Source organism: Pseudomonas sp. Marseille-Q1929, assembly GCF_017316265.1.
Classification (GTDB): Bacteria; Pseudomonadota; Gammaproteobacteria; order Pseudomonadales; family Pseudomonadaceae; genus Aquipseudomonas.
The window spans coordinates 1-20,714 of record NZ_JAFLWU010000040.1 but is presented as its reverse complement, the minus strand read 5'-3'; the positions used below and the strand labels follow the sequence as shown (position 1 = coordinate 20,714).

Below are 20,714 nucleotides of genomic sequence, written 5' to 3'. Positions count from 1 at the left end.
TTGCCTGTATCGCAGGCAAGCCAGCTCCCACACAAGCCTGCTTCCACCTTTAGTTCAGCGTAATACCTGGGGTCAGCGTGGCGGGCACTACCAAGCTTGGCGTTTCCAGCGACGCCACCGGATACGCACAATAATCCGCCGCGTAATACGCACTGGCGCGATGGTTGCCCGAGGCCCCTACCCCACCAAACGGCGCAGTACTCGCCGCGCCGGTCAGTTGTTTGTTCCAGTTGACGATCCCCGCACGGCTTTCCAGCCAGAATTGCTGGTAACGCGCTTCGGAGTCCGACAACAAACCTGCTGCCAGCCCGTACTGGGTGTTGTTGGCCTCGGCAATCGCGTCTGCAAAATCAGCGTAGCGAATCACCTGCAACAACGGGCCGAACAGTTCTTCGTCTTCACGTTCAGTGACGCCGGTCACATCGATAATGCCTGGCGTCAACAGCGCGGCCTGAGCCTGCGGCTGGGTCATTTCCAGCAGCGCCACGGCGCCGTTGGCGAGCATCAATTCCTGCGCCTCCATCAAGGCTTTGGCGGCCGCGAGGGAAATCACCGAGCCCATGAACGGCGCTGGCTGCTGATCAAATGCGCCCACTTCGATGGTCGCGCTGACCGCCACCAGGCGCGCCAGCAACGCATCGCCCCAGGCGCCTTCCGGCACCAGCAGGCGACGGGCACAAGTGCAACGCTGGCCAGCGGAGATAAACGCCGACTGGATAATGGTGTAGACCGCCGCATCCACATCGGCCACTTCATCCACCACCAGCGGGTTGTTGCCGCCCATTTCCAGCGCGAGGATCTTGTCCGGGCGCCCGGAGAATTGCTGGTGCAGATGATTGCCAGTGCGGCTGGAACCGGTGAAGAACAACCCGTCGATCCCAGGGTTCGCCGCCAGCGCAATACCGGTTTCCCGCGCGCCTTGCAGCAGGTTCAACACGCCCGCCGGCAAACCGGCTTCGATCCAGCATTGCACGGTCAACTCGGCGACTTTCGGCGTCAGCTCGCTCGGTTTGAACAGCACGGTATTGCCCGCCAGCAGCGCCGGGACGATATGCCCGTTGGGCAGATGACCGGGGAAGTTGTACGGGCCAAACACCGCCACCACGCCGTGGGGCTTGTGGCGCAGCACGGCGGTGGCGTCGCCCAAGGGGCCGCTCTTCTCGCCGGTACGCTCGCGGTAGCTTTGCACCGAGATGGCGATCTTGTTGGCCATGCTGGTGACTTCCGTGGCCGATTCCCACAGCGGTTTGCCGGTTTCCTCACCGATGCAGCGGGCGATTTCATCGGCGCGCTGTTTCAGAGTGGCGGCGAAGGTTTCCAACACACCGATGCGCTCTTCCAGCGAACGCTTGGCCCAGGCCGGAAACGCCTGGCGTGCAGCCTGCACAGCGGACTCAACCTGTTCTGCGGTGGCGCCATTACCGGCCCACAGCACCTTCTGGGTCACCGGGTTGCGCGATTCAAACAACTCACCCTGGCCCGCCAGCCAGCTACCTGCGATATACAGCGAATTCATTATTTCGACTCCCGAGCAGCAGACAACGGAACAGCACGCACTTGATCACCCACCACCAGTTGCAGGCGCTTGGCGGTCTGTGGATCGACCACCAGCGTGCCTGCCGCCAGACGGGCTGGAGCGGCCGTGATACGGCACTCCTCGCGCTTGCGGTTATGGATCAGGAACGGCGTGGCGTCGTCCCCCGGCGTGCCGATGGCCAGCACCAGCGATTGGCTGTCGCGCACCGCACGAATCTTGCTGGTCTCACACTCCACCGCCGGGCCCGCATCGAAGATATCGACGTAGCCCTGGTAGCTGAAGCCTTCGCTCTTGAGCATGCTCAGCGCCGGCTCGGTGTCCGGGTGGACCTTGCCGATCACGTTGCGCGCATCCTCGGACAGGAAGCAGCTGTACAGCGGAAACTTCGGCATCAGCTCGGCGATAAACGCCTTGTTGCCCACACCGGTGAGGTAATCCGCCTGGCTGAATTCCATCTTGAAGAAATGACGGCCCAGGCTTTCCCAGAACGGCGAACGCCCGGCGTCGTTGGACACACCGCGCATCTCGGCGATGATCTTGTTGCCGAACAGCTGCGGGAACTCGGCGATAAACAGCATGCGCGCCTTGGCCAGCATGCGACCGTTGAGGCCGGTGCGGTAATCGGCGTGCAGGAACAACGAGCACAGCTCGGAATTGCCGGTGAGGTCGTTGGCCAAAAACAGCGTGGGGATTTCGCGGTAGATATTCAGCTCCTGGGAGGCGCTGACCGTCAGGCCGACCCGGAAGTTGTACCACGGCTCGCGCAGGCCGACGGCGCCAGCGATGGCGGAAATCCCCACCACGCGGCCTTCGTCGTTTTCCAGCACGAACAGGTAGTCGGCATCGCCGCGCCCGGCTTCGCCGCGAAAGGTTTTCTCGGCCCAGCCAACCCGGTGGGTCAGGCGCTCTTCGTTGGCCGGCAAGGTGGTGAGGCCGGTGCCGGTGCTGCGCGCCAGATCAATCAGGGCAGGTAAATCGCTGCTGCGTACGGGACGAACGATCATGCTATCTCCTCAGACGGGCCGCCGTTGCCAGCCACCCGCGAAACTCTGTGTTTAAACCGCAACCAAACGCACGCTGGCGCCTTCGCCGACACCCAGCGCTTCCGCCGCCGCCAGGTCCAGGGTCACTGGTTTACCCGGCGCGTAGTCCAGCTCCAGCAGCACCGCGCGGTAATCCTGCAACGACGCATTGCTCACCAGGTACTGGCGGCCGACACCCTTGGCCATCTCGCCGATCTTCACCGGTACCACGCGGCTCTGGGCAATCGAGCGAATGCCCGAAACCCGTGCATGCAGCGTCGGGCCACCGTCGAAGATGTCGATGTAATGGTCGGTCTCGAAGCCTTCGCGCATCAGGATGTCGAAGGTGATCTGCGCACGCGGATGCACCTGGCCCATCGCCTCTTGGGCTTCGTCGGGCAGCAGCGGCACGTAGATCGGGTAGTGCGGCATCAGCTCGGCGAGGAAGGTACGGCTTTTCAGCCCGCACAGACGCTCGGCGGCGGCGTAGTTGAGGTCGAAGAAGTTGCGACCGATGGCGTCCCAGAACGGTGAGTCACCGTTCTCGTCGCTGTAGCCGACGATCTCGGTCACCACCGAGTCGGCAAAGCGCTCGGGGTGGCTGGCGACGAACAGCAGGCGGCCACGGGAATTGAGTTCCGACCACGGCGAACCGACCAGCTCGGGCACCACGTAGAAGCTGGTGAGCAGGCTGTTGCCGGTGAGGTCGTGGCACTGGGAAAGCACGTGGATCTTGTTGTGGATCTTCAGCTCGCGGGACGCGTGCACGAAGGTCTCGTTACGAAAACTGTAGAAGGGTTCCGAATAGCCGGCCGACGCGACAATGGCCGAGCAACCGGCAAGCTTGCCGGTCTCGGTGTCTTCAAGCACGAAGAAATAGCTTTCTTCACCGTTGAAACTCACCTCGGCCGCGAAGGACGCTTCGCTGGCGGCGATCTTGTCGCTGAGGCGCTCGACATCATCCGGCAAGGAGGTGACACCAATCGGGCTGTCCGCAGCCAGACGCTGTACCTCGCCCAGATCAGCCATTTGCGCGGGGCGCATCACCAGCATGGTGTCACTCCTTAACTCGAAAAACTCATAGGGAAAAAAATGCCGGGCACGGAATCTGGATTCACATAAATCCAATGTGGGAGCGGGCTTGCCCGCGATAGCAGTCTGTCAGTTGATGAATCAGGTGACTGATCCACCGCTATCGCGGGCAAGCCCGCTCCCACACTTGATCCGGTCCGGCCAATCAGATTTGTGTAAGGGTTTTTACTGCACGTTCAAAACGGTCAAGACCTTCAGTGATATCTGCCTCTTCCACCACCAGGCTCGGCGCAAAGCGCACCACGTCCGGGCCGGCTTGCAGGATCATCAGGTTTTCTTTCTCGGCCGCGTTGAACACGTCCTTGGCTTTGCCCTTGAACGCATCGCTCAACACGCAACCGAGCAACAGGCCCATGCCACGCACTTCGGTGAAGATGCCGTACTGCTTGCCGATCTGCTCCAGGCGCGCCTTGAACTGAGCGTGCTTGGCGTTCACGCCAGCCAGCACTTCGGGGGTGTTGATCACGTCGATCACCGCTTCAGCCACCGCACACGCCAGCGGGTTGCCGCCGTAGGTGGTGCCGTGGGTGCCGACCACCAGGTGCTTGGCTAGCGCTTCGGTGGTAAGCATCGCCGCGATCGGGAAACCGCCGCCCAGGCTCTTGGCACTGGTGAGGATGTCCGGGGTCACGCCGTAATGCTGGTAGGCGAACAGCTTGCCGCTGCGGCCCATGCCGGTTTGCACTTCGTCGAACACCAGCAGCGCGTCGTGCGCGTCGCACAGTTCACGGGCACCTTGCAGGTAAGCCAGCTCGGCCGGCAGTACGCCGCCTTCGCCCTGGATCGGCTCCAGCACCACGGCACAGGTCTTGTCCGAAACGGCGGCTTTCAGCGCAGCCAGGTCGTTGTAAGGCACGTGGGTGATTCCGGTGATTTTAGGCCCGAAACCATCGGAGTACTTGGACTGGCCACCGACGTTGACGGTAAACAGGGTACGGCCGTGGAAGCTGTTCAGCGCAGCGATGATCTCGTACTTCTCGCTGCCAAAACGGTCGAACGCGACGCGACGGGCCAGCTTGAAGGCGGCCTCGTTGGCCTCGGCGCCGGAGTTGCAGAAGAACACGCGCTCGGCAAAGGTGGCGTCGATCAGCTTGTGGGCCAGGCGCAAGGCCGGCTCATTGGTGAAGACGTTGGACACGTGCCACAGCTTGTTGGCCTGTTCGGTCAACGCACCGACCAGCGCCGGGTGGGCGTGGCCCAATACGTTGACCGCGATGCCGCCGGCAAAGTCGATCAGCTCGCGGCCCGCCTGGTCCCAGACACGGGAACCTTCGCCACGCACGGGGATGAAGGCGGCAGGTGCGTAGTTAGGCACCATGACCTGGTCGAAATCGGCACGTTGCACCGGGGCTTGCTCAACGGACATCGGAGTCTCCTGAAGAGGAACGCCTGCCTGGAACTGGCGGGCGATGCAGGGATTGTAAGGACAGTTTTAAGTGGGGCCTTGTCGCCAAGCGACAACTTCTTATAGCGCCAACCCCCGTTTTTGGCGGGTTTACGCCAATGCGACAAATAGCGTCGCAATGGCGCAGTTTAAACTAACTATCTAGAGCCGGCGGCTTGAAACACGCTGATCTACTGATGCGCTTTACTGACTATCAGAGATTGAGCATGAGTACGCCCCCGACAACGCACACTGCCGAACAGCCCGACAGCCACTATCAGCTTCTGAAAGAGGCTTTCCCCGCCTGGTTGGGCACCGCGTCGAGCACCAAGCAACAGGCTCTGTCCCGGGCCAAACCGCAACCGCACCCAGCAAACGCAGAGCTATCGCGCCTGAATGCCGCACATTGGGCCGCGCAAAATGCCGTAGATGATGCGCTCAAAAACGTACAAGACCCGCGAGCATATGCCCGCACAATGCTTGAGGAGGCGCTGCGGACCCGCTATGACCTGAACCTCAATAGCGAGATGGTGTACTTGCGCCTTTATATTCCTCAACACGTGCCGTGGTTTTCGATCCCCACCGGCGCCGCGCGTACCTGGACCGTGTCATTGCTGGACGCGGCCTTGCACAACTTCGAACACGACGAAACCGTCAAAGGCGCCTTTGAGGCCGACTCGACCTTCATTACCCAGCCCAACGCCAGCGGGCAGTTTGAAACACTGCCCGCCGTCCGCAAAAAACTAGGTGTGACCGCCTTCACCGGCCTGTGTCGCGAACTGGATATCGGCGCGCACTACCAAACCTACCTGCGCACACAGCTGGGCCTGGACGAGCCGGTCAGTGCTGCCGTGATGCGCATTAAGGTGGACGCCAGCCAAAAAGCCGCCCTGCGCGCAGCCCTGCAACTGGCGCGACTGCGCGGTGATATCCAGGAGGACTTCGCGCAACAGGTCGAACAGCTGCTGCAAGGCGACAGCGATCTGGCGCTAGACAAACTGGCCCTGCGTTGCCACGACCTGCAGATGATGGACGCCCCACTCACAGGCATCCTGCTGCTCGCCCCTGATCTGCAAACCACCCGCGCGGTACCACGCCTGGTCGCCTACGTACCGGACGACCCACAGCACCCGCTCAAGGAATACCCTTCGCCGCTAGCGTTCAAGCAGGAACTCACCCGCCAATTGCGCGATAGCGATTACCAAACGTTTTTCAGCCGTTTCGTGGCCCATGAATACCGGGGGGCATTTTTTGCCGACCTGAGCCAACGCCTGGAGCGGATCAAATGGCACCCATCCGAGCGCGGCAGCAGTTTGGCGCCATGGCGCAAAGACCCCACCGACGATCCCAAACTGCAATTTGTCGCCACACCGATCCAGGGCGATGCGTGGTTGCACCTCTATCAACAAAAACTCAACCAGATCCTCAATGATGCGCGCACCCAGGCGGTATCCACGGCCACGGTCGACCGTAATGCACGCTGGGCACTGTGGGATTCATTTGCAAATGTGGCATCGGCGATCCTCAACGCCGCACTCCTGATCGTCGCGCCGTTTGTTCCCGGGCTGGGGGAGTTGATGCTGGGCTATATGGCCTGGCAAATACTCGATAATGAATTCGAAGGCATTATCGACTGGGCTGAAGGCTTGCCCCAGGAAGCGTTCGGCCACCTGATGACCGTGCTGAAAACGTGGGTGCAAGTGGGTACGTTCGCGGCGGGCAGTGTTATTGGCCTCGCGCAGTTACGCAAAGTGTTGCCTACACCGGTCGTGGAATTCTTTGACCGTTTCAAACCCGTCGCCCTCGCCAATGGTACCCAACGCTACTGGCAACCCGACCTCACCCCTTATCAACAAAACCTCACGCTGCCGCCGCGCCTGGGCGTCAACTCGCAAGGCCTGCACCAGATGCGCGGCGAATCGCTGCTGCCGTTGGAAGGCAAGCTGTACGCCGTAGAAAAACTGGCGGGCGAAGAAGGCTATGGGATCAAGCACCCAACGCGTCCCGAGGCCTATATGCCGCGCCTGCAACATAACGGCGCGGGCGCGTGGCACAGTGAGCTGGACACACCGTTGCAATGGGACCGCCCGACCTTGCTCCGGCGCCTGGGCCACGGCGTCAGTGAGCTGAGCGAAGCCGACCGGCACCTGGCGCTGGACATCAGTGGCATCCACGAAAATAACCTACGCAAGATGCACGTACGCGGCGCCCCCGTGCCCCCGCTGCTGGACGATACGCTCGTGCGACTGAGCATCGACCGCAACCTGCAAACCTTGATCGACCGTCTCGACAGCGACGACCCGGCACAGCACGCACAGATCGACCCGCAAGACATACTCCAGCTCCTCACCACCCACGGCGACTGGCCCAAGACCCGCGCCCTGCGCATGCTGGATGCCGAAGGCAAAACGACCTGGGAGTTTGGTGACAGCCACCTGCCAGTGGTGCAGATTCCCGAAGCGCAACTGGCCAATGGCGAGCTGCTCAAGACCGTCCTGCAAGCCCTGAGCCCGGAGGAAATCCGTGCGCAGTTCGGCGAACGTGCCGCCGATCCGGAACTGAGCCTGGACAACCGTGTGAAGCAACTGCGCAAAAAGCTGGCGCGGGTTGCCGAGAACAATCGCGCTGCCTTATTTGACTCACGCTACGCCCAACGACAAATGGCCAGCAATCCCCACGCCCAGCATCTGATGGATGCCGCCCCCGGCTTGCCCGCACCGCTCGCCCAACAGCTGCTCACCCAGGCCAACGGCCACGAATGGCAGGCACTGGACGCCCGGCGCACGCCCCCACGCCTGGCGGAAATGGCCCGCAACGTACTGGCCGAACAGCGACTGAATCGCGCCTATGAAGGGCAGTATTTGCACATCGGCGGCACTGTCGACAGTGATCGCCTGGCACTGAACACGCTAAAACTGCTACCGGGCTGGTCGGATCAAATCCGACTGGAGGCCAGGCACCTCACGCCTGCTGGCGAACGCTGGCTACAGGTCGGCCCCGATGACGCGCCGGTGCCGCGCACACTGGTGCGCACCGCCACTGGCCGCTATGTACCCCACGATGAAAAAGGCCCGCTGTTCGGTGAAACCGACTTGTACACCGCCATTCTCAATGCACTGCCGGACGCACAGCGAGACGCCTTGGGCCTCCACATCAACCAGGGCGAGATGCTCAAACAGCGCCTGCGCCAACGCCCACTGGCACGTGATGAACTGCGAAAAGTGCTGGGCATCGATGCGCCGCGCGAACCCAACCTGGACACCCAGCGCCTGCTGGGAATGGACGCGGGATACCCAGCGCATCCCCCACAACCTGCACTGCAACTTACCGTGGAGGGACGTTTAAGAAACCTGTATCCACAGCTGCGCGCGGACCAGATCCAAAGCCTGCTCAACCATCTGCACACCTTGCCAGGGGGGGCGGCCAATGAAGTTGCGCGGCTCGCCCAGGAATATGCGCGAATGACCCAGGACCTGAGAACCTGGGAACAACAGGTTCCCAGCAATCACCCGCGTACTGGCTCCCCACTGTCGGCAATGCAACAGCGAATCGAGCGCAGCAACCGCCGCCGCATTGCATCGAGGATCAGACGTTGTTGGCGGCGCGAAGCCCCGATTGTTCATCCCGCAAACAATGCGGCCAACGACGGGTTCAGCCTGCAACTGGATTTGCCAACGTTCGGTCCGTTGCCGGTAATGACAGCAAACTTCGACCACGTTTCAATGCTGAACCTGTCCGGCAGCACCGACACTACGGGCGCAAATGCGTTTCTAACGCGCTTTCTCCACCTGCAGCAACTGCGCATGGAAGGGTTTGACCTAGGCACACCACCGCCACAGATCTACGACATGCCACGCTTGACCACGCTGGACTTGAGCAGTTGCAACATTGTGCTCACCCCCACAAGCCAGGCGCAGATCGCGTCCATGAGCCGCTTGCAAACCCTGGTGTTGTTCGACAACCCGTTGGGGCGGGTGCCGAGTGTAGAAGCCATGCCTGCACTGGTCAGCCTCGACTTTTCGCTGACAGGCATCACGCAGGTACCCGACGGTTTGGTCAGCCGCCCCCAGTTGTACACCGCCCTGTTCAACGGCAATCAAATACGTGAGCTGCCTGCCGCGCTCTTCGAGCGCCCGCCCAGCCACCCGGAAGAATTTGACTTCAGCGACAACCCGCTGTCGGGCGAGACGATGGAGCGGGTCAAGACCTTTTTTCAACACCATGACACCTACTGGGAAGTCGACGCGCCGCCAGCCGATATACGTGACGCTCAAGCACTTTATCCGAGCTTCAACCAAGACCGGCTCAATCGTTTTATCTACGGCTTACCCGGCTCGCTGGAAGCTGGCCGTATCGAACTGGCCCAATTGGCTGGCGAGCTGCAAACCCTGCAACAGCAACTCGCCCACTGGAAGAACGCCCCCGACCTTAGCCCACAAGAGCTCACCCGCAGAACCGACCTGCGCAGCTTGCTGGAGCGCAGTTGGCGGCGTGAATCCACGCCTGCGGGAGATCCTGAGTATACGTTGATGATCCCCGACAACCTGTCAGGGGAACTGCCGTCGATAAGCGTTCCCTTGCGCCACATCAATACAATTGGGCTGGTGGGCACAAACCAGACACTCAACCTGTCCGGGTTCATCGGCAACTTCCCTGAACTGCGCGTGCTCAATATGGAAAAATTCAGGCTGGGGGATATACCGCAGGTCATACTCGCCCAGCCCAAACTGTGGATGCTGGCATTAAGAGATTGTTCGATCACCCTCTCCACCACTTCACGCGCTGCGCTGGAGCGCATGCCCGCCCTACAGCATCTGAACCTGAACGCCAACCCGGTGGGAGAACTACCAGACTTCACCCGAATGCCGGGCTTGAGCGCGATACAGTTGCGAAACACCGGGCTGGATGTGGTGCCGTCGAGCCTGCTGAGCAACCCGCCGCGCCAGTTTATCAACTTGAGCGACAACGCGATCAAGCAGTTGCCTGCCGCCCTCTTCACACTGCCGGAGGAGGTCACCCAGGCCTTTGACTTATCAGGTAATCCGCTGTCGCCGCAGGCCCTGGATCAAATCAAGTTTTACTGTCAGCGCACCCGGGAACACTTCAGCGTTCAGGCGCCCACTGCACAGCGAGCATGGGTCCGTCGTCTGTATCCAACCCTAAGTGATACCGCGGCGGACGGTTTCGTGTTTACGCTGCCTGGTGGAATGAGTGATGTCGACGCAGAACTCACCCGCCTCGAAACAGACTACGAACACCTGACTTCCGACCTACAGGAATGGGTCCTCGATGTACCGACGCAACACCCGAACCTGGGGGTTCCCCTGGACATGAGCACCCGTGCCTTAGAGCAACTCAACCGCCTCAACTTCAAACGCCAGTTGGAAGAAGCCTGGCGCCGGGAAAGCGAGCTGGACGACGAAAACCCGGATGACATCAATACATACGGGCTGGAAATCGAAACACCCATCATGGGTGCCCTGCCCGAACTGCGCACGCGCCTTGAACATGTCACCAGACTTGAATTTACCGGTGAGACAACCACCGTTCAGGTCAATAACTTCCTGCGCAGCTTCCCTAACTTGCAAACGCTGAACTTGAACCGGTGCACCCTAGGCGGCTTACCCAGCGTACTCTTCGAGCTGCCAAAGCTGACCACACTCGAAATGTCCAGGTGCGAAATAACGCTCACCGAGACCTCCGCACGCGCCGTGAACGACCTGAAAACCCTGGAATTCCTGAACCTGTGTGACAACCCCTTGGGGCACGCGCCGGACGTCAGCAACCTGCAGCAGCTTACCGCCCTGCACTTACGCAACACACGGATAACCGAGCTCCCCTCCGGCCTGTTCCAACACGCCAGCCTGGTCTATCTGGACCTGAGCCAGAACCAAATCCGCGAGATCACACCTGACTTACTCGCTAGGGTGCAAACCCTGCATGAGGATTGTGACCTGAGCGACAACCCCTGGTCGGCGCAAAGCATTGAATACCTGCGCGAGTACTACCGAAGGACTGGCATTGACTTCGAGGTCGTCGAAGCGACCACGGATGCCCAGGGCAACCCCGTGCAACAACCGCTGGAGGAACCCATGGACGAGGAGTAACGGCTAGCCGCGTTCGGCCGGCACCGACGACAATTCAAACGGGCTGCTGCTGCGGCGCTGGTTGCGGTCTTCACGGGGGGTGGCGCCAAAGAAATTGCGGTAGGCGCTGGAGAAGTGCGGCCCCGAGGAAAAGCCGCACGACAGGCCGATCTGGATGATCGACTTGCTGGTTTGCATCAGCATCTGGCGGGCCTTGTTCAGGCGCAGCTCCAGGTAATACTGGCTGGGGACGCGGTTGAGGTATTGCTTGAAAATCCTTTCAAGCTGTCGTCGCGACACGCAGACGTGCTGGGCGATTTCGTCGGTGGTCAGCGGCTCTTCGATATTGGCCTCCATCAGCAACACCGCCTGGGTCAGCTTGGGATGGCTGGAACCGAGGCGGTTTTGCAGTGGAATGCGCTGGCGCTCGCCGCCTTCGCGGATGCGTTCCACCACCAGTTCCTCGGAGACCGCACCGGCCAGCTCAGCACCGTGGTCACGGGCCAACACCGCCAGCAGCAGGTCGAGTACCGACATGCCACCGCAGGCGGTGAGGCGGTCGCGGTCCCAGTCAAACAGATGGCTGGTGGCGATGACCTTGGGGAAGCGCTCGGCGAAATCGTCCTGCCAGCGCCAGTGCACGGCGGCGCGGTAGCCATCCAGCAGGCCGAGTTGGGCCAGTGGGTAGACGCCGGCCGACAAACCGCCGATCACGCAACCGGCGCGAACCAGTTGTTTAAGGGCCGTGCTGAGTTGGGAGGCGATAACGGTCGGCGGCTCGTCCGCCAGCAGGAAGAGTTTCTGGAAGCCTTCGAGCTTACCCGCCCACGGTTCGCCCGGCAGTTGCCAGGCACCGTCGATGGCAGGCTCGGCGAGCAGGAACGACAGCTCGTAGACCACATCGGGATGCACCCGCTGAGCAACGCGCAAGGCCTCCTCAGCCAGCGCAAGCGTGAGTGCTTTTGTGCTGGGCCAAATCAGGAAACCAATGCGATGGGCGGTCATGGAGGGCTATCCGAAGCGAGTAACAGTAATGAAGACAGGGGCTAATGCTAGCCGGTAAACCAACACAAATCTTAAAAGCTGATGAGTTTCCAAATGTGGGAGCTGGCTTGCCTGCGATAGCGGTGGGTCAGTTGGCACATTTGTTTCTGATACACCACTATCGCAGGCAAGCCAGCTCCCACAGGGGATCGAGGCCAGCCTTCAGGCTGCAAAGCATGCACTAATTTAGTGCACAAAAGCAGCCTTGATTATTTCAAGCTACCGGACAAGAACTGCTGCAAACGCTCGGACTGCGGGTTCACCAGCACTTCACGCGGGTTGCCACGTTCTTCGACGATGCCTTTGTGCAAAAACACCAACTGGTTCGACACTTCACGGGCAAAGCCCATTTCGTGGGTCACCACCACCATGGTGCGGCCTTCCTGGGCCAGGTCCTGCATCACCTTGAGCACTTCGCCAACCAGTTCCGGGTCGAGGGCCGAGGTGGGTTCGTCAAACAGCATCACTTCCGGTTCCATCGCCAGGGCACGGGCAATCGCCACACGCTGCTGCTCACCGCCGGACATATGCCCGGGGAATGCATCCTTGCGATGGCCCACGCCGACTTTGGCCAGGTAGTGCTCGGCCTTTTCCCGGGCGTCTTTTTTCGACATGCCCAGCACGTGCACCGGCGCTTCCATCACGTTTTCAATAGCCGTCATGTGCGACCACAGGTTGAAATGCTGGAACACCATGGACAGGCGCGAACGCATGCGTTGCAACTGTTTAGGGTCGGCGGCCTTCATGGCGCCGTCCTTGTTGGCCACCAGCTTCAGCTCTTCGTTGTTGAGCAGGATCTTGCCGGCGTGGGGTTGCTCCAGCAGGTTGATGCAGCGCAAAAAGGTACTTTTGCCCGAACCACTGGATCCGATGATGCTGATCACATCACCGGCCGCGGCGGCCAGGGACACGCCTTTGAGCACTTCATGACTGCCATAGCGTTTATGCAGGTCTTGGACTTCAAGTTTGTACATGCGGTCGGTTCTCACAAAAACAGGTGGTCAGTCGTTGAGCAAGCGCCCGTGACGCAGCGCTTCGCGCCCCGCCACCTTGGCCAGCCAGAAACCCGCTTGGGCATAACGTAGCCGTTCAACGGCAAACAATACCCCCGACGTACCGGCGCAGATGATGCTGACGCGGTCTTCCAGGGGATCAATCACTTCAAAAATCGCTTCGCCGGCCTCAACCCAGTCACCGGCTTTACGCAGGTAGCTGATCACCCCGGCGTGGGGGGCAAACAGCAACTCGGTGCCTTCGAAGGGCATGCCCTCGCAGGGTTCGTGTTGCGGCGCAGGCCATTCGCCCTTGATCAGGCCTTGTTCGGCGAGGAACGCGAGGATGCCTTCGGCGTGAAAGACCGCTTCGTCGCGGCCGGTATCGGCTTGCCCACCCAACTCCAGCGTCGTCGCCAGGCATGCCAGCGGGATCTGCGCCTCGGGGAACGCGCGGGACAAGCGCAGCCACGGCAGCGAACAGGCTTCATCAAACGAACTGCCGCCGGAATCTTCCGCCAGCAGGCCGACCTTAACATTCAGATGCGCCGACAACGAACGCCACTGCGGCCAGTGTTGCGGCAGTGCGTACATGTGCAGCGCGGCTTCGGCGTCGCAATGCAGGTCAAGCACCACGTCCGACGTGCAGGCATGGCTCAGCAGGATGCGTTGCATGCCTTGCAACTGGCTGGTTGGCGCGGGCAATGCGTCCAGTGCAGCGCTCATCGCCTGGCGGATCAGGCGCACGTTGGCGTGGGGATCGTCCCCCAGCTTGCCGTCGAGCAGCGCGGCAACCGGTTCGCTCAACTCGACGAAATCACGGTTGAAATTCTTGCCGCTGCCCACTTCGAAACGCCCCTGGTGGCTGCCTTGCAGCAACTGGCCCAGGCCCATCGGGTTGGCCACTGGCACCAGCTCGATCACGCCGTTGAGGGCGCCTTGCTGTTCCAGTTCGGTAAGACGCTTTTTCAGCTCCCAGGCCGCGCGCATGCCAGGCAATTCATCGGCGTGCAGGCTGGCCTGGATATAGGCCTTGCGCTCGCCGCGGCCAAAGCGGAACACGCTCAACTGGCGCTCGCAGCCCAGGTGGCCCCAGGGCAACAGATGATCGATACGTTCCATCTCAATGCTTCCGTGGAGCCAGGTAGCTCAGCCAGCGGCGCTCGGCCAACTTGAACAGGCGCACCAGGATGAAGGTCAGGCACAGGTAGAACGCGCCGGCGGTGATATAGGCTTCGAACGGCAGGTAGAACTGGGCGTTCACCGTGCGCGCGGCACCGGTGATGTCGATCAGGGTGACGATGGAGGCCAGGCTGGTGGTCTGCAGCATCATGATCACTTCGTTGCTGTACTGCGGCAGCGCGCGGCGCAGGGCCGACGGCAGCAGGATGCGGCGGTACAGCTTGTAGCGCGACATGCCCATGGCCTTGGCCGCTTCGATCTCGCCATTGGGCGTGGCCTTGAGGCTACCGGCAATGATCTCGGCGGTGTACGCACTGGTGTTGATCGCAAACGCCAGGCACGCACAGAAGGTGGCGCTGGACAGCAGTGGCCACAGGAAGCTTTCGCGTACCGCTTCGAACTGGGCCAGGCCGTAGTAGATCAGGAACAGCTGCACCAGCATCGGCGTGCCGCGGATCACATAGGTAAACAGCCAGGCCGCACCGTTGACCACCGGCTGCTTGGACACGCGCATCAAGCCCAGGGGCAAGGCGGCAAGCAGGCCGAAGAACAGCGAGATGGCGAGCAGTTTCAGGGTGGTCAGCAGGCCGCCAAGGTACAGCGGCATGGCCTCCCAGATGACGTTGTAGTCGAAGATCATAGATCAGCCGCCCTTACGCCTACCGAGTAGCGCTTCTCAAGGTGACGCAAGGCCAGCAACGACACGCTGGTGATCACCAGGTACATCGCCGCCACTGCGAGGAAGAAGGTAAAAGGTTCGCGGGTGGCGTCTGCCGCCTGCTTGGCCTTGAACATCATGTCTTGCAAACCCACCACCGAGATCAACGCGGTGGCCTTGGTCAGTACCAACCAGTTGTTGGTGAACCCAGGGATCGCCAGGCGGATCATCTGCGGCACCATCACCCGGAAAAACACCTGCAAACTGCTCATGCCATACGCAAGGCCGGCCTCGGCCTGGCCCTTGGGAATGGCCATGAAGGCGCCACGGAAAGTTTCCGACAGGTAAGCGCCAAAGATGAAACCCAGGGTGCCGATACCGGCGGCCAAGGGGTTCAAGTCAATATAGTCGTCGTAGCCCAGCATCGGCGCGACGCGGTTGAGCAGGTCCTGGCCGCCGTAGAAAATCAGCAGGATCAGCACCAGGTCAGGGATCCCGCGGATCACTGTGGAGTACAAGTCACCCAGCCAGGCCAACCAGCGCACCGGCGACAGGCGTAACGCGACCCCGATCAGACCCAGAACAATGGCCAAGGCCATGGACGACAAGGCGAGCTGAAGCGTCAACCATGCGCCATCGAGGATGACGGCCCCGTAGCCTTTCAACATGATTCAGGTCCTCGAAAAGGGGGATGAAAAAATGGCGCAAACCGCAGGAATTCTGTTGCTTGCGCCATTTCGGACAGACAGCTAGGACGATTTACTTAGCGTCAGCGCCGTAGATATCAAAATCGAAGTACTTGTCCTGGATTTTTTTGTACTCACCGTTGGCACGGATCGCGGCAATGGCTGCGTTGATACGGTCGAGGTTTTCCTTGTCGCCTTTGCGTACGGCGATGCCGATGCCGTCACCGAAGTACTTGGCGTCGGTGAACTGTGGGCCCACGAACGCGTAGCCTTTACCGGCTGGCGTCTTCAGGAAGCCGTCCTGCAGCAGGGTGGCGTCGGCCACGGTGCCGTCGAGGCGACCGGCTTCCACGTCCAGGTAGATTTCGTTCTGCGAGCTGTAAGGCACAACCGTGGCGCCTTTAGGGGCCAGGACTTCCTTGGCGAAGCGATCATGGATCGAACCGCGTTGTACGCCGATTTTCTTACCCTTCAACTCATCCAGGCTGTCGCTGACGGTGGTGCCTTCCTTCATCACCAGTTGCGCTGGGCTCAGGTAATAGCGGCCGGTGAAGTCCACGGACTTCTTGCGATCTTCCGTGATGGACATGGACGACAGGATCGCGTCGATCTTGCGCACTTTCAGAGCAGGGATCAGGCCGTCGAACTCTTGCTCGACCCAGGTGCACTTCACGTCCATCTGCTTGCACAGGGCGTTGCCGATGTCGTAGTCAAAACCGACGATGCTGCCATCGGGTGCTTTAGAGGCAAACGGAGGGTAAGCCGCTTCGATACCAATTTTCAGAGGCTTGCCTTCAGCGAAAGCCTGCATGGACAGCACGGACAGCGCCAGGGCGCCCAACAGCACGAGTTTCTTCATCTTGGGACTCCATCGGTATAGGGCAAAACAGCAGTATGAGCCATGGCCCACGATGCGACTTAAGGAAAACCGAATTGCGGTGCTACGTCCTACACCGATTCAACATCGGAGACGACGAGCGAGTGATCGGCATTCTAACGACAGGCCGGAAGCCGATATTTCCTCAATGCGACAACAATTTACAGAAGCACTGAGAAAGCGGTTCCAGCACATTGACAGCCCCTGAATTTTATGCAGAGACAAAAGACATTAAACCTGTAGACGCTGCAAATTGCGGGCCTATTATTCGCAAACCCTTCTAGCACGGCAAGTCTGGCGTTTAATCTTATTTGCGGGGGTGTCTAGAATGCGGCTTTTCGGGGCACAGGTGTAGCACATCGCCTCATGTTTGGGCGTTGGGTTACACATTTCACGACGGCGGTAACATTCAGAAATGCCCTACGAGAGAAACCGATATTTATTGGGTTGAGGGTTATGCGGGTCTGTCAGCGCAACGCCAGCACTGATTTGCAATGCATTCCCATGTGGGAGCTGGCTTGCCTGCGATGGCGGTGATTCAGCTGGCAGATGTGTCGCTGACCCACCGCCATCGCAGGCAAGCCAGCTCCCACATTTGATCTCTGTTGGTTTTGAGATCCTACAAAAAAGCCCCATCCGGCTTACACCGAATGGGGCTTTGTACCAGCAACCCGCCTTACGCGACGTTCATGGTCTTGTGCGTCTCGATCAAATGCGCCACCACACCCGGGTCTGCCAGGGTGGAGATATCCCCCAACCCGTCGTACTCAGCCGTGGCAATCTTGCGCAGGATCCGCCGCATGATTTTCCCCGAACGCGTCTTCGGCAAGCCCGGTGCCCACTGGATCACATCCGGCGAAGCAATTGGCCCGATCTCTTTGCGCACCCAGTTTTTCAACTCCAGGCGCAGCGCTTCGTTCGGCTCTTCGCCATTCTTGAGGGTGACATACACATAGATGCCCTGGCCCTTGATGTCATGCGGTACACCCACCACCGCCGCTTCGGCGACTTTCGGGTGGGCAACCATGGCACTTTCAATCTCGGCGGTGCCCATGCGGTGGCCGGACACGTTCAACACGTCATCCACACGCCCGGTGATCCACCAGTAGCCGTCTTCGTCGCGACGGGCGCCGTCACCGGTGAAGTACATGCCACGGAAGGTCTTGAAGTAAGTGTCGACAAAACGGTCATGGTCACCGTACAGGGTCCGCGCCTGGCCCGGCCATGAATCGAGAATCACCAGGTTGCCCTCGGCAGCGCCTTCGATGATGTTGCCCAGGTTGTCCACTAACGCCGGCACCACACCAAAGAACGGCCGCGCCGCCGAACCCGGCTTGAGCGCATGGGCGCCCGGCAGCGGGCTCATCAGGGTGGCGCCGGTTTCGGTCTGCCACCAGGTGTCAACGATCGGGCAACGGGATTGGCCGACGTTCTTGTAGTACCAGTCCCACGCTTCCGGGTTGATCGGCTCACCCACCGAACCCAACAGACGCAAGCTGCTGCCATCCACACCTTCGCAGGCGGCGGTGCCGGAAGCCATCATCGCGCGAATCGCGGTCGGGGCGGTGTAGAGGATATTGACCTTGTGCTTGTCGACGATCTTGCCTACGCGGGTAATGTCCGGGTAGTTCGGCACGCCTTCGAACAGCAGCGTGGTCGCGCCATTGGCCAGCGGGCCATAGACGATATAGGTGTGGCCCGTGACCCAGCCGACGTCGGCGGTGCACCAGTAGATCTCGCCCGGGCGGTAGTCAAACACGCGCTCGTGGGTCAGGGCGGCATAAAGCAGATAGCCACCGGTGGTGTGCTGCACACCCTTCGGTTTGCCGGTGGAGCCGGAGGTATAAAGGATGAAGAGGGCTTCTTCGGCGCCCATCTCTTTAGGCGCGCAGACCGTGCCCGCCACTTTCATCAGGTCTTCGTACCAGATGTCGCGGTGCTGGTTCCACTTGATCGCGCCATTGGTGCGCTTGCACACGATGACTTTCTGGATGCTGCTGGTTTCCGGGTTGGTCAGGGCGTCATCGACGTTGGCCTTCAACGGAATCTTCTTACCGGCGCGGATGCCTTCGTCGGCAGTGATCACCACCTTCGACTTACAGTCAATGATGCGACCGGCCAGGGCCTCCGGCGAGAAACCGCCAAACACCACGGAGTGAATCGCACCGATTCGGGTACACGCCAGCATGGCGACCACGGCTTCGGGGATCATCGGCATATAGATAGTCACCACGTCGCCGCGATGCACATCCTGGCCGCGCAAGGCGTTGGCGAACTTGCAGACTTCTTCATGCAGTTCGCGGTAGGTGATGGTGCGGCTTTCGGAAGGGTCATCGCCTTCCCAGATGATGGCTGCCTGGTCGCCACGTTCGGCGAGGTGACGGTCCAGGCAGTTGTAGGAAACGTTCAGGGTGCCATCGGCAAACCACTTGATATCGACATGGTGATCGTCGAACGAGGTCTGTTTCACCGCGGTGAAAGGCTTGACCCAGTCAAGGCGCTTGGCTTGCTCACGCCAGAAACCATCGGGGTTGACCACCGACTGCTGGTACATGGCCTTGTAGGTCGCCTCGTCGGTCAGCGTATTGGCTGCTACTTCGGGGCGAACGGGGTACAGGGAAGCCGCACTCATCTTTCTTACCTCGGTGACAATAGTTGTTTTTGTATGCCCTGTTGTAGCCGGGGCTGCCCCATAGAACCATTCGACGATGGTAGTAACAAGCCCCTACATTTTGCCCTGCTATCTGCTTTGGCGGCTCTGGCCCGCGGCCCGTGGCGCTTTGCGCCAGAATGAAAAAAGCTTTACCACGGGATTGTTACAAAAACCGCCAACAGTGTTTATCAAAAGCACGGGTATATGAATATAACCCGCAGGCCTAGAATCACTTCCGCCAACACAGGCACTGTGATTAACACCGTAACAGCCCCCACGAAGGCAACGTTAATCCGAAACAACCAACCCTAAGTTACACACGCGGCCTCACAAAGGCCCCGTGGCCCCTTTCGCCCTGAATAAGGTAAATAAAGAAATGAAAGCTCTAGTAGTTATGGCCCTCAGCAGCTTGTGCGCCACCGCCGCCCTGGCCGACGAAGCCCCGACTGACGTAGCTAGCCGCAACGCCCCGATTGTTGAAGACTACACTTACAGCACGCACCTGGATGTGGCCAAAGTAGTGTCCATGAGCAGCATTCCAGAAGTCTGCGAAGTTGTACCGGTGAAGATGGAATATGAAGATTCGCAAGGTCAGCGTCATATTCTTAATTACCACGTGATGGGGAATGGTTGCTCTAACGGATAACCACTTAGTTAGTGCAAGTTGAACCTGATCTTATTCGCCGCAAGAAATCGTTCTTGCGGCAAAAAAACCGCCCCCTCCTCCCCTCGCTGCGCGCCCTCGAAAAAAATCCTGCCGCTCGTCCCTCCAGCCAACCCCAGCAAACCCGTGCCTTGGCTTGAAAAGCAGGCTTTTTGTCTGCGATCCGTGACCATCCGCCACAACACAAAGCCGATTTTTTCCCTATAATGCGCGGGTAAATCGGGCCTGCAATATCCCTTTACACTGGGATGAAGAGCCAGACCTGAGGCCCCGCTGGAGCAAACACCTGCGCTCCGCCCCTCAAGCCTCAAGCAGACCACCCGTAACCCTGATTCCGTTTAATGCCTGCGCGAGCTGTTGCAAGAAACGATTCCTTAAGATCCACCGCGGCCTCTGGGCCGTGTGAACACCCAACCATCCGGTTTCACACGGGCACCTTTGAGCCCTCACGCAGGAGACGACACGTCATGCTGAGCTGGGACGAATTCGACAAAGAAGAAGAAGGCGAAGTAGCCGCTGCTAAAGGCGCCAACGCCGGCCACGCCACCGAAGCCAACATGGATCGCCTCGACGGTGCCGGCGCTGCCGCCGCCATCGAAGCCCGCGCCGTCACCGCCAGTGACTCCGCCGCCATCGTGCGCGCCAAGGCCGCCCTCGACAAACTCGACGTTGCCGAAGGCCTCGCCGAACTCGAAGGCGCTTCCGCCCGCGTCGCCGTTGACGAAAAGCGCATGATCAACTGCCGCGCCGACCTCAACCAACTCGTGCCGTTCAAGTACGACTGGGCCTGGCAGAAGTACCTCGACGGCTGCGCCAACCACTGGATGCCGCAAGAGG

At 60.3% G+C, this 20,714-nt stretch carries 13 protein-coding genes and 1 pseudogene; 3 read left to right on the top strand and 11 right to left on the bottom strand.

Going from position 1 to position 20,714, the window contains the following annotated elements; genetic code table 11:
- Window positions 1-49 precede the first annotated feature (49 nt).
- From astD to J1G37_RS26680, 4 genes are all read right to left on the bottom strand, one after another.
- Window positions 50-1,519, bottom strand: a complete 1,470-nt coding sequence (gene astD, locus J1G37_RS26695; RefSeq protein ID WP_207046573.1) for a succinylglutamate-semialdehyde dehydrogenase — start codon at window positions 1,517-1,519, stop codon at window positions 50-52.
- Complete coding sequence (astA, locus tag J1G37_RS26690; RefSeq protein ID WP_124528192.1) at window positions 1,516-2,541, bottom strand: arginine N-succinyltransferase; 1,026 nt, start codon at window positions 2,539-2,541, stop codon at window positions 1,516-1,518. The genes astD and astA overlap by 4 nt, the downstream gene beginning before the upstream one ends.
- 51 nt (window positions 2,542-2,592) lie before the next feature.
- Entirely contained in the window at window positions 2,593-3,612 is a 1,020-nt protein-coding gene (gene aruF / locus J1G37_RS26685; RefSeq protein ID WP_124528191.1) for an arginine/ornithine succinyltransferase subunit alpha, read from the bottom strand.
- 184 nt (window positions 3,613-3,796) lie between these two features.
- Window positions 3,797-5,017 carry an aspartate aminotransferase family protein gene (locus J1G37_RS26680; protein ID WP_207046548.1) on the bottom strand — a complete coding sequence of 407 codons (1,221 nt, stop codon included), beginning with the start codon at window positions 5,015-5,017 and terminating at the stop codon, window positions 3,797-3,799.
- Between the two features lie 245 nt (window positions 5,018-5,262).
- Between J1G37_RS26680 and J1G37_RS26675 the strand changes: the two genes are divergently transcribed.
- Window positions 5,263-11,142: a DUF6543 domain-containing protein gene (locus tag J1G37_RS26675; protein WP_207046546.1), complete on the top strand. Its 5,880-nt coding sequence runs from the start codon at window positions 5,263-5,265 to the stop codon at window positions 11,140-11,142.
- 3 nt (window positions 11,143-11,145) lie between these two features.
- Here the strand turns inward: J1G37_RS26675 and argR are convergent, their stop codons facing one another.
- The 7 genes from argR to acs form a co-directional block, all read right to left on the bottom strand.
- Entirely contained in the window at window positions 11,146-12,126 is a 981-nt protein-coding gene (argR, locus tag J1G37_RS26670) for a transcriptional regulator ArgR (protein ID WP_207046544.1), read from the bottom strand.
- Window positions 12,127-12,374: 248 nt separating this feature from the next.
- Window positions 12,375-13,139: an ATP-binding cassette domain-containing protein gene (locus tag J1G37_RS26665; RefSeq protein ID WP_124528187.1), complete on the bottom strand. Its 765-nt coding sequence runs from the start codon at window positions 13,137-13,139 to the stop codon at window positions 12,375-12,377.
- Between the two features lie 27 nt (window positions 13,140-13,166).
- Window positions 13,167-14,279, bottom strand: coding sequence for a succinylglutamate desuccinylase/aspartoacylase family protein (locus tag J1G37_RS26660; protein ID WP_207046542.1), 1,113 nt, complete (start codon window positions 14,277-14,279; stop codon window positions 13,167-13,169).
- 1 nt (window position 14,280) lies between these two features.
- Complete coding sequence (locus tag J1G37_RS26655) at window positions 14,281-14,979, bottom strand: ABC transporter permease (protein ID WP_207046540.1); 699 nt, start codon at window positions 14,977-14,979, stop codon at window positions 14,281-14,283.
- Window positions 14,976-15,665, bottom strand: coding sequence for an ABC transporter permease (locus J1G37_RS26650; protein ID WP_124528185.1), 690 nt, complete (start codon window positions 15,663-15,665; stop codon window positions 14,976-14,978). Before J1G37_RS26650 ends, J1G37_RS26655 begins: the two co-directional genes overlap by 4 nt.
- Window positions 15,666-15,756: 91 nt before the next feature.
- Complete coding sequence (locus J1G37_RS26645; protein WP_207046538.1) at window positions 15,757-16,542, bottom strand: ABC transporter substrate-binding protein; 786 nt, start codon at window positions 16,540-16,542, stop codon at window positions 15,757-15,759.
- A gap of 694 nt (window positions 16,543-17,236) precedes the next feature.
- On the bottom strand, window positions 17,237-19,192 hold the full coding sequence (gene acs, locus J1G37_RS26640; RefSeq protein ID WP_017734150.1) for an acetate--CoA ligase: 1,956 nt from the start codon (window positions 19,190-19,192) through the stop codon (window positions 17,237-17,239).
- A gap of 397 nt (window positions 19,193-19,589) precedes the next feature.
- Here acs and J1G37_RS26635 point away from each other — a divergent pair, with 397 nt between their 5' ends.
- Window positions 19,590-19,859 (top strand): DUF2790 domain-containing protein, encoded by a 270-nt coding sequence (locus J1G37_RS26635; protein WP_207046536.1) that lies wholly within the window; start codon window positions 19,590-19,592, stop codon window positions 19,857-19,859.
- 485 nt (window positions 19,860-20,344) lie between these two features.
- Window positions 20,345-20,714: pseudogene (locus tag J1G37_RS26630) on the top strand (ribonucleotide-diphosphate reductase subunit beta); the annotation flags it as partial.

Coding starts and splice junctions, on each gene's coding strand:
- astA (WP_124528192.1), bottom strand. CDS start 2,541: ATGATCGTTCGTCCCGTACGCAGCAGCGATTTACCTGCCCTGATTGAT.
- aruF (WP_124528191.1), bottom strand. CDS start 3,612: ATGCTGGTGATGCGCCCCGCGCAAATGGCTGATCTGGGCGAGGTACAG.
- J1G37_RS26680 (WP_207046548.1), bottom strand. CDS start 5,017: ATGTCCGTTGAGCAAGCCCCGGTGCAACGTGCCGATTTCGACCAGGTC.
- J1G37_RS26675 (WP_207046546.1), top strand. CDS start 5,263: ATGAGTACGCCCCCGACAACGCACACTGCCGAACAGCCCGACAGCCAC.
- argR (WP_207046544.1), bottom strand. CDS start 12,126: ATGACCGCCCATCGCATTGGTTTCCTGATTTGGCCCAGCACAAAAGCA.
- J1G37_RS26665 (WP_124528187.1), bottom strand. CDS start 13,139: ATGTACAAACTTGAAGTCCAAGACCTGCATAAACGCTATGGCAGTCAT.
- J1G37_RS26660 (WP_207046542.1), bottom strand. CDS start 14,279: ATGGAACGTATCGATCATCTGTTGCCCTGGGGCCACCTGGGCTGCGAG.
- J1G37_RS26655 (WP_207046540.1), bottom strand. CDS start 14,979: ATGATCTTCGACTACAACGTCATCTGGGAGGCCATGCCGCTGTACCTT.
- J1G37_RS26650 (WP_124528185.1), bottom strand. CDS start 15,665: ATGTTGAAAGGCTACGGGGCCGTCATCCTCGATGGCGCATGGTTGACG.
- J1G37_RS26645 (WP_207046538.1), bottom strand. CDS start 16,542: ATGAAGAAACTCGTGCTGTTGGGCGCCCTGGCGCTGTCCGTGCTGTCC.
- acs (WP_017734150.1), bottom strand. CDS start 19,192: ATGAGTGCGGCTTCCCTGTACCCCGTTCGCCCCGAAGTAGCAGCCAAT.
- J1G37_RS26635 (WP_207046536.1), top strand. CDS start 19,590: ATGAAAGCTCTAGTAGTTATGGCCCTCAGCAGCTTGTGCGCCACCGCC.